Raw genomic sequence first — 14,552 nt, 5'->3', positions numbered from 1 at the left:
TCACGCCCTCACACACGCCGAGTTGTCCCCACACCCACGCTCATCCACAGCGCGACCTCAGATCAGGTCGACGGCCTCGGCGATCGACGGCAAGATACGAGCCGGCCGGAAGGGATAGCGCTCCACATCATCGAGCGTCGTCGACCCGGTCAGCACCAGGATAGTCTCCAGCCCGGCCTCGATGCCGGCCACCACGTCGGTGTCCATCCGGTCGCCGACCATCACCGTGCTCTCCGAATGCGCCTCGATGCGATTCAACGCACTACGGAACATCATCGGGTTCGGCTTGCCCACGAAATACGGCTCGCGACCGGTGGCCTTGGTGATCATCGCGGCCACCGATCCGGTCGCCGGCATCGGCCCTTCAGCCGACGGCCCGGTGACGTCCGGATTGGTCGCGATGAAGCGAGCGCCCTTGCCGATCAGCCGGATTGCCTTGGTGATCGCCTCGAACGAGTAGGTGCGCGTCTCGCCGAGCACCACGAAGTCGGGATCGGTATCGGTCAGCGTGTACCCCGCGTCGTGCAATGCGGTGGTCAATCCCGCCTCGCCGATCACGTACGCCGAACCGCCGGGCAGCTGGTCGTTGAGGAATGCCGCGGTGGCCATGGCCGATGTCCAGATGGCCTCTTCGGGCACCTCGAGTCCGGACCGGGCCAACCGAGCGGCCAGGTCGCGCGGGGTGTAGATCGAGTTATTGGTCAGGACGAGGAACCGTCGCTGCTTGTCGATGAGTCGCTGCAGGAATTCGGCGGCACCGGGCAGCGCGTGCTCCTCGCGCACCAGGACACCGTCCATGTCGGTGAGCCAGCATTGCGGCGTGGAACGCACGGTTCTCCCTTCGACGACGTCGTCAACATCAGTGTTCCCCGACTGCGCACCGCGAACACGGTGTTCGGCGTGATCGAGCAGGATTGTCATGATGCGATCTCGGCCGCCCGCCGGCGGCGCACCACCAGCCGCACACCCGCACCCGAGCGGGTCAACGAGGCCACCGGCGTCGCCTCGGCCGCGGCGTCGTCCAGGACCTGCCGAACAGCCTCGGCATCAACGGATTCCGGCCCGTGCAGGGTTGTCCACGCCACCCCGCCCTGACCGTCGGAGTGCGCGACGACGAGGGTGTCGCGCGGCGCCATCTGATCGACCAGGGACTCGACCGGCTGGTCCGGCTCGGCAAGGACGACGATCGGCTGCGCCCCCTTGTCGGTCAGCCCGGCCACGTCGTCGCGCAGTGCGCGCTGCGCGTCGCCCGGCGAGAGCAGGGTCTGCAGCAGCATCCGGTCGCTGGACTGATCGCGATGTACCGCACCGACTTTGGTGCGCACCCACATACCGCAGACCAGGCCTTCGAGATGCTCGACCGCGGCAGGCAGAGCGCGCCGGTCGACGTGCAGGCGGGCCGACAGGCAGGCCCGGTACGACGCGCGAGCCTCAGCCATGGTGTTCGCTCCCCCGGTGCACCCGCTGGGCACGGCCCGGAAGGTGATCTCGGGCTGGTGGTCCGGGTCGTACCGGAAGATCACGTGATCGCTCATCGGAGGTCCTCTCCCTTCTGATCGGCCGGTCGGTCAACGCTGGCCCCGACCACGACTGTGAGGCGTTGTCGTGCAGGCAGATACAGTTCGACGTGCAGCGGCTCACCGCGCAGCCCGAGTAGGGCGGTCAATGCGCTGATCATGTGCGGGCCGCACCGTGGGCCACCGGGCGTCGCTGCAGCGCCACCGAGAAGGTAAGTACGACAAGACCGATGACAGCCAGTCCGGCACCGGCAGCGGCCGGCGCGGTGTAGCCGTATCCGGCGGCGATCACCAGCCCGCCGATCCAGGCGCCGGAAGCGTTGGCGATGTTGAGCGCCGAATGGTTGAGCGCGGCGGCCAGTGTCTGGGCCTCTGCGGCGACGTCCATCAGGCGGGTCTGCAACGCCGGCGCGATCGCCGCGCCGCTGGCGCCGATGCCGAACAACAGCAGCAGTGCCGTATAGGGGTTATGGGCGGCGGCCACGAAGACCGCCAGCACCACCGCCAGTGCCGTCATCGACACATACAGGCCACGGATCACCGAACGGTCCGCCATCCGCCCGCCAACCAGGTTGCCGACCACCATGCCAAGACCGAAGACCATCAGCCCCAACGGAACCCACGAACGAGACATCCCGGCGACATCGGTCAGCGTGGTGGCGATGTAGGTGTAGACGGCGAACATGCCGCCGAAGCCGACCATGCCGATCACCAGTGCCAGCCACACCTGGGGCCGTTTGAGCGCGCCCAGTTCGGTGCGGGTGTTGGTGGCGTGCGTGGCGCCGAGCTCGGGCAGCCACAGCCAGATGGCGGCCAGCGTGGCCAGTCCGACGAGCACCACCAACGCGAACGCGCTTCGCCAGCCGAACAGTTGCCCCAGCCAGGAGGCCAGCGGCACGCCCACCACCGTCGCGACCGTGAGCCCGGTCATCACCTGGGCGACGGCCTTGGCCCGCTGGGCGGGTCCGAGCAGTTGGGCCGCCACCAGCGCTGCGACGCCGAAGAAGGCGCCGTGCGGAAGACCGGCCAGGAAGCGGGCGCCGATCAGGATCGGGTAGCTGGGCGCCAAGACGGTGGCCACATTGCCGGCGGCGAACACCGCCGTCAGGCTCATCAACACGACCTTGCGGTTGTATTTCGCGGTCAGTGCGGCGATCACCGGGGCGCCGATCACCACTCCCAGCGCATAGGCCGAGATGACGTGGCCGGCGGTCGGCTCGGTGATGCGCAGTCCGCTGGCGATCTCGGGCAACAGCCCCATCGCGACGAACTCATTGGTGCCGATGCCGAATCCGCCCATTGCCAGGGCCAGAATCGCCAGCCGCGCCCGGGTCGGGCATAACGCGGGCGATGCCGTCGGCGCGGCAGGTCGTGAAGTGACGGTCACGGGAGCTATCAACTTTCTTCTGCGGTGGCAGGCGGTCACCGGATTTCCGGTGACGTCGGTTGCTGCCGCATTGCAGCGTTCCATCCCTCGTTCCGACCCTATCCCCACTTTCACCGTTCATCAATCAGACTTAGGTCATAAAAAGGCTAAAGTGACGGGCGTCTCTTTCGCTATCGGTCATCGATAGAACTTGGTTCAATGGAAAGATGCCGGTCACCAGGCGTTCTGCTGCCCCCGCTACCGCGGGGGACGTTTTCGCGCTGATCCGGGACGGCGTCGCGACCACCCGGACCGACGTGCGAGAAATGACCGGTCTGTCCCGGACCGCGGTGGGCGCCCGGGTCTCGGCGCTGGCCCGCCGCGGACTGGTGTCCGAAGGCGAGGAAGGCCCGTCGACCGGCGGGCGGCCGCCGGCGCTGCTCCGATTCAACGCCGAAGCCGGCGTGGTGCTCTCGGCAGCCATCGGCCGCAGCCGGACCCGGCTGGCGGTGTGCAACCTCGCCGGCGACATCCACGCCCTGACCGACATGGACTCCGAAATCCGCATCGGCCCAGACGATGTGATGCCCGATCTGGTCAAACGACTCGAGGTGCTGCTCGACGAGACCGGCCGTCGCGCCCGCGACGTCCTGGGCGTGGGGGTGTCACTGCCCGGCACCGTCGACCAGCAGCGCGGCTGTAGCCTGGCCACCCCGGTGATGAGCGGCTGGGACGGGGTGCCGTTGGAGCCCTACTTCCGCAAGCTGACCTCGGCGCCAATCGTGCTGGACAACGACACCAACGTCCTGGTGCTCTCCGAGCGCCGCAGCGGCCTCAAGGCCTACGACGACCTGCTGCTGATCAAAGCCTCCACCGGACTGGGCGCCGGGATCGTCTCCGGCGGGGTGCTGCAGCGCGGCGCGCTCGGCGCGGCCGGCGAGTTCGGCCACAACAAGACCGCGGCCGCCGCGGGACTGCTGTGCCGCTGCGGCGACACCGGCTGCCTGGAGGCGATCGCCGGCGGCTGGGCACTGGTCCGAACCCTGCAGGACCAGGGCCGCCCCGTCAACCACATCCGCGATGTCGTCGAGTTGGCCAACCACGGTGACGGCGAAGTCCGCCGGCTGCTGCGCGAGAGCGGCCGCCATGTGGGTGAGGTGATCGCCGCCGCGGTGAACCTGCTCAACCCGGCCGTGCTGGTGATCGGCGGCGACATGTCAGGGGCCTACGACGTATTCGTCGCCGGGTTGCGAGAAACGTTGTACGGCAACGCAACTGCCCTAGCCACCCGACACCTGCAGGTGGTTCCGTCGACCTACGGCGACAAGGCCGGCAACATCGGTAGCGCCGCACTGGTGCTCGATCGCATCCTGTCCGCCGACGCCATCGACGCCGCGCTGCGCTGACTCACTCCGGCAGCCGCAACTCCGGCTTCTCGACCTCTTCGATGTTGACGTCCTTGAACGTGATGACCCGGACGTGCTTGACGAATCTGGCCGGGCGGTACATGTCCCACACCCACGCATCGGCCAGGCGCAGCTCGAAGTACACCTCGCCATCGGTGTTGCGGGGAACCAGCTCGACGCTGTTGGCCAGATAGAACCGGCGCTCGGTCTCCACGACGTAGCTGAACTGCCCCACGATGTCCTTGTATTCGCGGTACAGCGAGAGTTCCATCTCGGTTTCGTACTTTTCGAGATCTTCGGCACTCATCGGCTCAGCGGTCCTTTTGTCTTCTCGGCGTCGTGGTAACCATCTTGACTCACACCTCGTCGTCGCGCTGCGGGGGTGGGCATTCGACCACCATTTCCGCGCTGCTGGCGCCCGCAACCCGCCGGACATTGATGAAGGAGAACCGGTGCTGGGCGCAGGGGCCCCGCTGCGCCAGCGCCGCGCTGTGCGCCGGGGTGCTGTACCCCTTGTGCTCGGCGAAACCGTAGCCCGGGTGCTCGGCGTCCATCGCGACCATCAGGCGGTCGCGGCTGACCTTCGCCAGCACGCTGGCTGCTGCGATGCAGGCCGCCGCCGCATCCCCGCCGATGACCGGCAGCGAGGGCATCGGCAGCCCCGGTACCCGGAATCCGTCGGAGAGCACATACCCCGGGCGCAGCGACAAGCCGGCCACGGCCCGCCGCATGCCCTCGATATTGGCCGCGTGCACGCCGCGGCGGTCGACCTCGGTCGAGGGGATGAATACCACGTGATAGGCCAGTGCGTACCGGCGGATCAGGGGGAAGAGCTCCTCGCGAGCCTTCTCGTTGAGCTTCTTGGAATCGTCGAGGGCCGCCAGGCTCTCGAACCGGTTCGGGCCGAGCACACAGGCGGCCACCACCAGCGGACCCGCGCACGCGCCCCGGCCCACCTCGTCGACGCCGGCCACCGGACCCAGGCCACTGCGATACAGCGCCGACTCCAGGGTGCGCAGCCCCGACGACTTGCGGATCACCGTGCGCGGCGGCCACGCCATCGCGGGCACGGATCAGCCCTGCTGCGGGTCGAACGAGGACACACCACCCCACCGCGACGGCGGCCAGGCGATGAACCGTGCCTTGCCGATGACGTTGTCCACCGGAACGGTGCCGGCCATCGGGTCACCGGTGCACAGAATGCCCTTCTGGGCGTCGGCGGGGGTGCTGGTGCAGTGGGCGCGCGAGTCCGCGGAGTGCGTGCGGTTGTCCCCCATCACCCACAGCCGGCCCTCGGGCACCTTGACCGGGCCGAACTCGTTGCCCAGGCACGGGTAGACCAGTGGGTCGGCCATCATCGTCTGCGCGTTGAGGTACGGCTCCGTCAGCGGTTTGCCGTCGACGGTCAACCCGGTGTCGGCACGGCACTGAACCGTCTGTCCGCCCACCGCGATGACGCGTTTGACCAGGTCGTTCTCGTCCGGCGGGACGAAGCCGACGAACGACAGCGCGTTCTCCAGCGTCCGGATCGCGGGATTGTCCGACCGGATCGACTTGTAGCCGACATTCCAGTTCGGCGGGCCCTTGAAGACGATCACGTCACCCGGGTGCGGCGAGCCGAACCGGTAGGTGACCTTGTCCACCATGATCCGGTCGCCGACGCAGCCGGCGCAGCCGTGCAGCGTGGGTTCCATCGACTCCGACGGAATCAGGTACGGACGCGCCACAAAGGTCAGCATCACGTAGTAGAGGACCATCGCGATGGCGACGAGGATGGCACCCTCACGCAGCGCCGACCGTTTCTTGCCTGCGCCGTCCGCGGAGTCCGCGGACGAGTCGTCCAGCGATTCGGTCGGAGTTGAGGATTCGGGCGAGTCCGGGTTCGAGGTCGCCGGCTGCGGCTCCGTGCTGTCGGTCACGGGATCAGCGTAGCCAGCTGACCGGACCGGTCGACGCCGTCATGGGCCGCGACGCGCAGGGACGTGCGCGCTTGGGTGCGACCCATGTCGAAGCTCAGCGCTTCTCCTTGATCTTGGCCTTCTTGCCCCGCAGCTCGCGCAGGTAGTACAGCTTGGCGCGGCGGACGTCACCGCGGGTGACGACCTCAAGGTGGTCGATGTTGGGCGAATGCACCGGGAAGGTGCGCTCCACGCCGACGCCGTAGCTCTCCTTGCGGACGGTGAACGTCTCGCGGATGCCACCACCCGAGCGGCGGAGCACGACACCCTTGAACACCTGGATGCGCTGCTTGTTGCCCTCGATGACCTTCACGTGGACATTGATGGTGTCCCCGGGGCTGAAGGTCGGGATGTCGTCGCGCAGCGACGCCTGGTCGACGAAGTCCAGCGTGTTCATCGGTGACACTTCCTTGCGGTTCGCGGCTCAGTCGACGGCCCGCGCAAACGCGCTGGCAGTCGCCGGCCGATGGATTCGGGCACGTGGTTGTTTGTCGCAGCAGGCCCAGAGAAGTCCGGCCCGCGCGGGCAACTGCTCAATTGTGCCAGACGGGCCGCGAGCAGTGAAATCGCGCGACTCGCCGCGGCCCGGACAGGTGTCGCTGCGCTAAGGACGCGCTGTAGGGAAGGTACGGTTAACCTGAGGATGTCGGGCGGCGACGCGGCAAGCCCACACCACTGCATACCACCCAATGTTCAAGGAGACGGCCATGCGACGGCATCTGTCGATGCTGGTCACGGGGGCCGCGGCCGTGATCATCGGGGTTTCGGTCGCCGCGTCTTCCGCTCAGGTCAACGCCGGTCCCGGCGACGGCCGGGCGATGAACCTGCTTTCGGTGGACCCCAGTTCCATTCCTCAGGCGCCCGCCATGGGGCCGCTGCCCGATGCGCCACCCGATCCGACGATTGGGCTCGACGTGCGGGCCAGACAGGCCGCCTCCGATGCCGCCAGCCGCGGCGCCGACATCAGCTTCACGGTGCTGGACCGCACCACCGGCCAGACGATTTCCGGCGGCGACGGCAGCCCGTTCCCGATCGCGTCGGTGAGCAAGCTGTTCATCGCCGACGACTTGCTGCTGCAGGTGGCCAAGGGTCAGCGCCAGCTGAGCCCCGAGGAGCGTCAGTCCTTCGATGTGATGTTGCAGTCCTCCGACGACAGCGCCGCCGAGGTGTTCTGGAGCGAGGGTGGCGGCAGTGCGGTCATCAACCGGGTGACCGCACGCTATGGCCTCAAGTCGACCAGCGTGCCGTATGACGGGCACTGGTGGAACACCATGAGCACGACGGGCGACCTCGTCCGCTACTACGACATGCTGCTCGACGGCGCCGGTGGGCTCCCGCCCGACCAGGCCGCCACGATCCTGTCGGATCTGTCGGCGTCGACCCCGACCGGCATCGACGGCTACCCGCAGCGATTCGGCATCCCCGAAGGCCTCTACGCCGAACCCGTTGCGGTCAAACAAGGGTGGATGTGCTGCTGGAACGGCGGCAACTGGCTGCACATGACCACCGGCGTCATCGGGCCCGACCGTCGGTTCGTGATCGCCATGGCCTCGCTGCAGCCGGTCGATGACACCACCGCGCGCAACACACTGACCCAAGCCATCAAGACGATGTTCCCGGGCGGCCGGGTCTAGCCCCAACGGCGCGGTTGCCGCCGGGTCGGGTCGATCGCGGCGCGGGCCCGAAACGGCCGGGTGGGTTCGGTGGCCGCTTCCGCGGTGAGCACGCTACTGCGCAGTCTCGTCGTCGCCCCCGGATCGGACACTGCGTGCGGCGGGCCCATCAGCAGCGGACGGGTGGCGGCCTGATCGGTGCCGTCGTCCTGCGCCAGAATGCTGCGGGCGATGCGCTCCATCGCGCCCTGCACCTGCAACCGGTCCGGCCGTCCCGCAAAGGACGGCGAGCGGGTCAGCGTGTCGGTGATCCAGTTCGCGATGAGGTTGCGCGCGTAGTTCACTTCCGCTGCGCCGGCCGGCGTCAGCGAGAACTGGTCACCGCCGCGGTGGGCGTAACCCGTCGCGACCAGTCGCTCGAAGGCGGGCTCGAGGATCTCGGCGGGCACCCGGTGGCGGGCGGCGATTGCCGTGAGGTCTGCGGCGCCGGCTGCCTGCGCGTGCCGGTAGATCTGCATCAGCGCCCACATGCTCGGGGCGTCCAGGCGGGTGGCCCCGGAGCGGGCCAGCGCCTGCAGGTGCATCCCCCGGGACTCGCGCAGCAACCGGCTCACGGCCACCTCCAGCACCTTCTCTGCCGGCTCCGTCGTGGGCATCCCGAAGCCCTCACCGAGGTCGGTGCTGCCCATCGCCGCAGCGTCTCGCAGCGGCACCTGTTTGAGGAAGAGGGCGAGCACGAAACCGACCAGCGCGACGGGCGCGGCGAACAGGAAAACCCGGCTCAACGAGTCGGCGTAGGCGTCGATGATCGGCGCGGCGAGCTCGCGGGGAAGTCGGTGCAGTGCCTGCGGTGACTGCGCCGTCCCGGGTGGTGCGCCGCTGGCGGCCAGGGCCTTGGGCAGCCGGTCGGCGAGGAAATTGCTGAACAGCGAACCCATGATCGCCGCACCGAAGGAGCTGCCGATGGTGCGGAAGAACGTGACACCCGAGGTGGCCACGCCCAGATCGGTGAAATCGACGGTGTTCTGCACGGTCAGGATGAGCACCTGCATGCTGAGCCCGATGCCGGCGCCCAGGATCAGCAGATACAGCGACTGCACCCACGTGGATGTGCCCGCGTCCATCCGGGACAGCAGCACGAAACCCAGGGCCATCACCGCGGTGCCGACGATCGGGAAGATCTTGTAGCGCCCGGTGCGGCCCACGATCACGCCGCTGCTCAGCGACGTGACCAACAGGCCCAGCACCATGGGCAGGGTGTGTAGCCCGGACACCGTGGCCGATACCCCGTTGACGAACTGCATGTAGGTCGGCAGGAACGTCAGTGCGCCCAGCATCGCGAACCCGACCACGAACGACAGCACACAGCACACCGTGAACACCGGGTCGGCGAACAACCGGATCGGCAGAATGGGCTCGGCCGCACGGCTTTCCACGACGACAAACGCCACCAGCGCAGCCACCGAGCCGACGAACAGCCCGATGATGGTCGCCGAGCCCCACGGGTAGGTCGTGCCGCCCCAGCTGGTGGCCAGTGTCAGCCCGGCCGCACCCAGCCCAACCAGCACGATGCCGGGGTAGTCGATGACCGGCCGAGTGGTTCGCCCGAGCTTCGGAATCGCCAGCGCCGCCACCGCCAGCACCACCACGGCCACCGGCACGTTGACCCAGAATGCCCACCGCCACCCGAGGTGGTCGGTGAACAGCCCGCCCAGCAGCGGGCCCACCACCGTGGTGACGCCGAAGACGGCGCCGAGCGCGCCCTGGTAGCGGCCCCGCTCACGCAGCGGAATGACCTCACCGATGACCGCGACCGCGGTGACGGTGATCGCTCCGCCCCCGATGCCCTGCAAGGCCCGGGAAGCAACCAGCATGCTCATCGACCCGGCCAGACCGCACAGCACCGACCCGGCCAGAAAGCACAGGATCGCCGCCTGGAACACCGGCTTGCGCCCAAAGGTGTCACCGAGCTTGCCGACCACCGCGGTCACGATCGTCGAGGCCAGCAGGTAGCTGGTCACCACCCACGACTGGTGACCGGCACCGCCCAGATCGGCGACGACGGTCGGCAGTGCGGTGGCCACGATCGTCTGGTCCAGGGCGGCCAGCAGCATGCCGAGCACTACCGCCAGAAAGACCAGGTTACGTTGCCGGCCCACAAGCTGGGTCGGCGCCGACGGGGCCGATTCGGGCGAGACGCCGGTGGTTGGACGAATCACCCACAGTCCATACCCGGCGGCGGCTGCCGGTAACCCGATCGGCACCGGCATTTCGGCGCGCATTCCGCCGCGCAGCGAACGGGAACGCGCCGAAATCGCGAGGCGGAGGCGCGAGCCAGGTCACTCCCCCAGCAGCTCCGGTCGCCGCTCCCGGGTACGTTGTACCGCCTGGTCATGGCGCCAGGCGGCGACCTTTGCGTGGTCACCGGAAAGCAGTACGTCGGGCACCTGCAACCCGCGCCACATCGGTGGCCGGGTGTAGCTGGGCCCCTCCAGCAGACCGGCATTGCCTGGTGAGTGCGAATCATCTTGGTGCGAACGCGGATTCCCCAGTACGTTCGGTAGAAGCCGCACCACCGCTTCGATCATCACCAGCGCTGCCGCCTCGCCACCGGCCAGCACATAATCGCCGATGGAGACTTCCTCGACCCGCATCCGGCTGCGGGCGTCGTCGACCACCCGTTGATCGATGCCTTCGTAACGCCCGCAGGCGAACACCAGATGCCGCTCCTGCGTCCAGCGCTGGGCGTCGGCCTGGGTGAACAGCCGCCCGGCCGGCGTGGGGACGACGAGAAGTGTTGACTCGGTGCAGATCTCGTCGAGCGCCTCACCCCACACCGGCGCCTTCATGACCATGCCCGGCCCGCCTCCGTACGGAGAATCGTCGACGGAGTGGTGAACGTCGTGGGTCCAGCGGCGCAGGTCGTGCACCGCGAAGTCGACGATGCCGGACCCGATGGCCTTGCCGGGCAACGACTGTCGCACCGGATCGAGATACCCGGGGAAGATCGTGATCACATCAATGTGCACGGGTGCGCATTCCTATTCCAGGTCCAACAGCCCCTCGGGCGGGTCGATTTCGACAACGCCGTCGGCCAGGGACACCGATGTGACGATCGCGCTGACGAAGGGCACCAGCAGTTCGGTCCCGTCGGGGCCGCGCACCTCCAGCAATTCACCGCCCGCGGTGTGTAGCACCTCGGCGACCGACCCGAGTGCCAGGCCGTCGACGGTACGCACCGCCAGACCTTCGAGTTGGTGGTCGTAGAACTCGTCGGGGTCCTCGATCGGCGGCAGATCGGCGGAGTCGACGACGAACACGTTGCCGCGCAGCGCGTCGGCCGCGGTGCGGTCGGATACGCCAGTGAGGCGCACCAACAGCCGACCGCCGTGTGGGCGCGCCGACTCGACGACCACCTCGCGACCGCCGTTGCCACGGGAAGGCTTGAGCCACAAGCGGTTACCCGGGGTGAACCGCTCATCGGGGTCGTCCGTGCGGACGTCGACTACCAGTTCGCCGGTAACACCGTGCGCTTTCGCCACGCGCCCGACGACGAGTTCCATATCGATCCCCGAGTCGCTTCGCTCCTGCTCGCCGGATTACTGGTCGGTGTCAACCACGTCGACGCGGATCCCACGGCCGCCGATACCGGCCACCAGGGTGCGCAACGCGGTTGCCGTGCGACCGCCCCGGCCGATGACCTTGCCGAGGTCCTCGGGGTGGACATGGACCTCCACCGTGCGACCACGGCGGCTGGTGACCATGTCGACGCGGACGTCGTCGGGATTGTCGACGATCCCGCGGACCAGGTGCTCCACGGCGTCGACGACGACCGAGCTCATTCGGCGGCGGCCTCAGCAGGCTCGGCGCTCTCGGCCGCGGCCGGCTCAGCGGCAGCAGTCTCAGCGGCCGGCTCGGCCTTCTTGGCGGGCGCCTTCTTCTTCTTGGGCTGGGTGGCCTCGCCGGTGGAACCACCGTCGGCCTCGGCTAGCGCGGCGTTGAACAGGTCGAGCTTGCTCGGCTTGGGCTCCTTGACCTTCAGGGTGCCTTCGGCGCCGGGCAGGCCCTTGAACTTCTGCCAGTCACCGGTGATCTTGAGCAGGTTGAGGACGGGCTCGGTGGGCTGGGCGCCGACGGAGAGCCAGTACTGCGCGCGCTCGGAGTCGATCTCGATCAGGCTCGGCTCTTCCTTGGGGTGGTAGCGGCCGATGACCTCGATCGAGCGTCCGTCGCGGCGGGTGCGCGAATCGGCGACGGCGATGCGGTACTGGGGATTGCGGATCTTGCCAAGCCGGGTGAGCTTGATCTTGACAGCCATGAACTAACTCCTGTGGTTGTCACGCTGCAATTCAGCGATACGGCGGGAGTGCCGGATCCGGTTTTGCCTCGCGTGTGTGACCGCGGTGCGGCGCATCCATCCTCAGAAGCCGCGCGCGGACAGCCGCCCATTGTGCCAGATCGCGCTGATCAGGTGTTAATCGTCCGAACGGCGGCGGCGGTCGCTCAGACCACCTTCTGAATGCACTTCGACTCGACCCGCTTGGTCATCCGCCAGCCCTCGGCGGTACGGACGAACTCGTCGTCGTACCACAGTCCACAGAACATGATCTGGCCGTCTTCACCGAGCTGCATCGGATTGAACAGGATGGTGCGCGAGCTCGCGGTGTCTCCGGCGAGCCGGATGTCGAAGTTGCCGAGCATGTGGAAGTAGGCCGGAAAGTTGGGCAGCACCTCGGCCAACCAGGCCTTGACGTCGGGGAAGGTGCCCGCGATGCCACCCAGCTCGGTGTAGTCGATGTGCGCGTCGGGGGTGAACACCCGGTCGAGGTCGTCGAACCGGCGACTGTCGATGGCCGTGGAGTAATCCACCAGCAGTTGCTGGATCTCCAGCCGGTCCGAAATCTCCGCGAGGCTCAGCATGCGCTGATTCAACACCGCGTCGGCCCGTCCCGGGAGGGAGGTCCACACCAGCGGGACAAAATAACTAAGGTAATCCTAACCAAACTAAATGAAGTGGAGACCTGGTGGCAGACGATCCCGGCTTTTCCCTGATCATCGGCTACGGCAGTGACATGGGCACAGCCGAGTACCTGGCCATGCAGCTAGCCGACGCCGCCAAGGCGGCAGGCATCGACGTCACCGAGACCGAACTCAACGACATCTCGCTCGACGACCTTCGGGCGGCCACGCACCTCGTCGTGGTCACCTCGACCTTCGGCGAAGGCGATGTGCCCGACAACGCCACCGTGTTCTGGGAGGACCTCTCGCGCCGCGATGCCGACCCGGCCGGCCTGGACCACCTCAGCTACACGGTGCTCGCGCTGGGCGACAGCTCCTACCTGCTGTTCTGCAACGCGGGTCGGATCATCGACGCCCGGCTGGCCGAACTCGGCGCACGCCGGCTCGCCGAGCGGGTCGAGCTGGACTGTTACCGCGAGGGCGACGCCCGGGGATGGCTGGCCGACACCGTCACAATGCTCGATGAGGCCAACACCGCAGTGCTCGATGAGGCCAACACCACCGGGGCCGATCACACTGCACCGGCTCAGGTTCCCGCACCCGTCGAGCGCCAGGGTGCGTCACGCTGGACCGAGGCCCAGCCGTACCGCGCGACTGCCCTGGTGAACCGACTGCTGACGGCACCGGGGTCCGACAAAGAGGTCCGTCACATCGAACTGGACCTCGGCGATTCCGGGATCAGCTACACGGCCGGGGATTCCGTTGCCGTTCACCCGGTCAACTCCCCCGAGTTGGTCGCGGCGGTGTTGGGGAAGCTGGGCGTCGACGACTCGTACGTCTGTGCCGACTCACCGCTGCCGCTGGGCGAACGCCTCACCCATCAGCTCGAGATTCGCACTCCCTCACCTGCGCTGCGGTCGCTGGTGGCCGCCCGGACTACCGACCCCGAGGCTGCCGCCGCCCTGCGCTCTACCGATGCAGCCGTGCTGTCGTCGTGGCTCTACGGGCGCGACATGCTGGACCTGCTGGAGTTGGCCGACCTGCAGACCGACGAGGTGCTGGACACCCTGCGGCCCTTGCAGTCTCGCGATTACTCGATCGCATCGAGCCCGCTTGTGCACCCCCGCCGGCTCCATCTGACGATCGCGACACTGCGCTACAGCTCGGGCGGCCGGCGCCGCGGTGGTGTCGCGTCGACCTTCCTGGCCGACCGCGGGGAATCGGTGCGGCTCCACCTGCGGCCGAACCACCACTTCCGGCTACCCGCGCCCGAGGTGCCGATCATCATGGTGGGCCCGGGGACCGGCATAGCGCCGTTCCGGGCCTTCCTGCAGGAGCGGCAGTCCGTCGCCGCCCCGGGCAAGTCCTGGCTGTTCTTCGGCGGCCGGCACCGCAGCACCGACTTCCTCTACGGCGACGAGCTGCAGGCATTCCTGGGCTCCGGCACGTTGACCCGTCTGGACCTGGCGTTCTCCCGGGACTGCCGAGCAGCGAAGTGCTATGTCCAGCACCGCATGAAAGACAGCGCGGCAGAATTGTTCGGCTGGCTCGAGGACGGCGCGCACCTCTACGTCTGTGGTGACGCCGAAAAGATGGCCAAGGACGTCGACCGGGCGTTGCACGACATCGTCTCCACCGCAGGCGGCCTGGACCCTGCGGCCGCGCACGCCTACGTCAACGAACTCATCAAGGCCCACCGCTACGTGCGTGACGTCTACTGAGCCTGGGCGCCG

The 14,552-nt window shown here is 68.0% G+C and carries 16 protein-coding genes; 3 read left to right on the top strand and 13 right to left on the bottom strand.

Going from position 1 to position 14,552, the window contains the following annotated elements; translation table 11 throughout:
* Window positions 1–57: 57 nt before the first annotated feature.
* From ADBZ9K_RS16655 to ADBZ9K_RS16645, 3 genes are all read right to left on the bottom strand, one after another.
* A complete protein-coding gene (locus tag ADBZ9K_RS16655) occupies window positions 58–831 on the bottom strand; it encodes an HAD-IIA family hydrolase (protein WP_526622725.1) in 774 nt (257 codons plus the stop codon).
* An 86-nt stretch (window positions 832–917) separates the two neighbouring features.
* Window positions 918–1,535: a hypothetical protein gene (locus tag ADBZ9K_RS16650; protein WP_526622284.1), complete on the bottom strand. Its 618-nt coding sequence runs from the start codon at window positions 1,533–1,535 to the stop codon at window positions 918–920.
* Between the two features lie 139 nt (window positions 1,536–1,674).
* Window positions 1,675–2,916 carry an MFS transporter gene (locus ADBZ9K_RS16645; RefSeq protein ID WP_526622282.1) on the bottom strand — a complete coding sequence of 414 codons (1,242 nt, stop codon included), beginning with the start codon at window positions 2,914–2,916 and terminating at the stop codon, window positions 1,675–1,677.
* A gap of 194 nt (window positions 2,917–3,110) precedes the next feature.
* Here ADBZ9K_RS16645 and ADBZ9K_RS16640 point away from each other — a divergent pair, with 194 nt between their 5' ends.
* A complete protein-coding gene (locus tag ADBZ9K_RS16640) occupies window positions 3,111–4,289 on the top strand; it encodes an ROK family protein (protein WP_526622280.1) in 1,179 nt (392 codons plus the stop codon).
* 1 nt (window position 4,290) lies between these two features.
* Here ADBZ9K_RS16640 and ADBZ9K_RS16635 read toward each other — a convergent pair whose 3' ends face one another.
* The 4 genes from ADBZ9K_RS16635 to rplS form a co-directional block, all read right to left on the bottom strand.
* Window positions 4,291–4,596, bottom strand: a complete 306-nt coding sequence (locus ADBZ9K_RS16635; protein ID WP_526622279.1) for a DUF2469 family protein — start codon at window positions 4,594–4,596, stop codon at window positions 4,291–4,293.
* Window positions 4,597–4,645: 49 nt separating this feature from the next.
* Window positions 4,646–5,350, bottom strand: coding sequence for a ribonuclease HII (locus ADBZ9K_RS16630; protein WP_526622724.1), 705 nt, complete (start codon window positions 5,348–5,350; stop codon window positions 4,646–4,648).
* A gap of 12 nt (window positions 5,351–5,362) precedes the next feature.
* Window positions 5,363–6,133 carry a signal peptidase I gene (lepB, locus tag ADBZ9K_RS16625; protein WP_526622722.1) on the bottom strand — a complete coding sequence of 257 codons (771 nt, stop codon included), beginning with the start codon at window positions 6,131–6,133 and terminating at the stop codon, window positions 5,363–5,365.
* A gap of 169 nt (window positions 6,134–6,302) precedes the next feature.
* The gene (gene rplS, locus ADBZ9K_RS16620; RefSeq protein WP_133689847.1) at window positions 6,303–6,644 is read right to left on the bottom strand and encodes a 50S ribosomal protein L19; all 342 of its coding nucleotides are present in this window, start codon (window positions 6,642–6,644) and stop codon (window positions 6,303–6,305) included.
* 310 nt (window positions 6,645–6,954) lie between these two features.
* On the opposite strand from rplS, the gene ADBZ9K_RS16615 reads away from it, so the two are divergent.
* Entirely contained in the window at window positions 6,955–7,881 is a 927-nt protein-coding gene (locus ADBZ9K_RS16615) for a serine hydrolase (RefSeq protein ID WP_526622277.1), read from the top strand.
* Here the strand turns inward: ADBZ9K_RS16615 and ADBZ9K_RS16610 are convergent.
* The 6 genes from ADBZ9K_RS16610 to ADBZ9K_RS16585 form a co-directional block, all read right to left on the bottom strand.
* Window positions 7,878–9,974 carry an MDR family MFS transporter gene (locus ADBZ9K_RS16610; protein ID WP_526622720.1) on the bottom strand — a complete coding sequence of 699 codons (2,097 nt, stop codon included), beginning with the start codon at window positions 9,972–9,974 and terminating at the stop codon, window positions 7,878–7,880. The genes ADBZ9K_RS16615 and ADBZ9K_RS16610 overlap by 4 nt on opposite strands.
* Before the next feature lie 225 nt (window positions 9,975–10,199).
* Window positions 10,200–10,889, bottom strand: coding sequence for a tRNA (guanosine(37)-N1)-methyltransferase TrmD (trmD, locus tag ADBZ9K_RS16605; protein WP_526622275.1), 690 nt, complete (start codon window positions 10,887–10,889; stop codon window positions 10,200–10,202).
* A 12-nt stretch (window positions 10,890–10,901) separates the two neighbouring features.
* Window positions 10,902–11,423, bottom strand: a complete 522-nt coding sequence (gene rimM, locus ADBZ9K_RS16600; RefSeq protein WP_526622273.1) for a ribosome maturation factor RimM — start codon at window positions 11,421–11,423, stop codon at window positions 10,902–10,904.
* Window positions 11,424–11,459: 36 nt separating this feature from the next.
* The gene (locus tag ADBZ9K_RS16595; protein ID WP_099040063.1) at window positions 11,460–11,702 is read right to left on the bottom strand and encodes an RNA-binding protein; all 243 of its coding nucleotides are present in this window, start codon (window positions 11,700–11,702) and stop codon (window positions 11,460–11,462) included.
* Window positions 11,699–12,178 carry a 30S ribosomal protein S16 gene (rpsP, locus tag ADBZ9K_RS16590; RefSeq protein ID WP_526622271.1) on the bottom strand — a complete coding sequence of 160 codons (480 nt, stop codon included), beginning with the start codon at window positions 12,176–12,178 and terminating at the stop codon, window positions 11,699–11,701. The genes ADBZ9K_RS16595 and rpsP overlap by 4 nt, the downstream gene beginning before the upstream one ends.
* A gap of 185 nt (window positions 12,179–12,363) precedes the next feature.
* Window positions 12,364–12,780: a nuclear transport factor 2 family protein gene (locus ADBZ9K_RS16585; protein ID WP_526622719.1), complete on the bottom strand. Its 417-nt coding sequence runs from the start codon at window positions 12,778–12,780 to the stop codon at window positions 12,364–12,366.
* 104 nt (window positions 12,781–12,884) lie between these two features.
* Between ADBZ9K_RS16585 and ADBZ9K_RS16580 the strand changes: the two genes are divergently transcribed.
* Window positions 12,885–14,540, top strand: a complete 1,656-nt coding sequence (locus ADBZ9K_RS16580) for a diflavin oxidoreductase (RefSeq protein ID WP_526622269.1) — start codon at window positions 12,885–12,887, stop codon at window positions 14,538–14,540.
* The last annotated feature ends 12 nt before the right edge of the window (window positions 14,541–14,552 follow it).

This window comes from Mycobacterium sp., assembly GCF_965229265.1.
In the GTDB taxonomy this organism is placed as follows: Bacteria; Actinomycetota; Actinomycetes; order Mycobacteriales; family Mycobacteriaceae; genus Mycobacterium.
This window is presented reverse-complemented; position numbering and strand designations above follow the sequence as displayed.

Coding starts and splice junctions, on each gene's coding strand:
- ADBZ9K_RS16595 (WP_099040063.1), bottom strand. CDS start 11,702: ATGAGCTCGGTCGTCGTCGACGCCGTGGAGCACCTGGTCCGCGGGATC.
- ADBZ9K_RS16610 (WP_526622720.1), bottom strand. CDS start 9,974: ATGCTGCTGGCCGCCCTGGACCAGACGATCGTGGCCACCGCACTGCCG.
- ADBZ9K_RS16585 (WP_526622719.1), bottom strand. CDS start 12,780: ATGCTGAGCCTCGCGGAGATTTCGGACCGGCTGGAGATCCAGCAACTG.
- rpsP (WP_526622271.1), bottom strand. CDS start 12,178: ATGGCTGTCAAGATCAAGCTCACCCGGCTTGGCAAGATCCGCAATCCC.
- ADBZ9K_RS16630 (WP_526622724.1), bottom strand. CDS start 5,350: ATGGCGTGGCCGCCGCGCACGGTGATCCGCAAGTCGTCGGGGCTGCGC.
- ADBZ9K_RS16650 (WP_526622284.1), bottom strand. CDS start 1,535: ATGAGCGATCACGTGATCTTCCGGTACGACCCGGACCACCAGCCCGAG.
- ADBZ9K_RS16615 (WP_526622277.1), top strand. CDS start 6,955: ATGCGACGGCATCTGTCGATGCTGGTCACGGGGGCCGCGGCCGTGATC.
- ADBZ9K_RS16635 (WP_526622279.1), bottom strand. CDS start 4,596: ATGAGTGCCGAAGATCTCGAAAAGTACGAAACCGAGATGGAACTCTCG.
- ADBZ9K_RS16640 (WP_526622280.1), top strand. CDS start 3,111: ATGCCGGTCACCAGGCGTTCTGCTGCCCCCGCTACCGCGGGGGACGTT.
- rplS (WP_133689847.1), bottom strand. CDS start 6,644: ATGAACACGCTGGACTTCGTCGACCAGGCGTCGCTGCGCGACGACATC.
- rimM (WP_526622273.1), bottom strand. CDS start 11,423: ATGGAACTCGTCGTCGGGCGCGTGGCGAAAGCGCACGGTGTTACCGGC.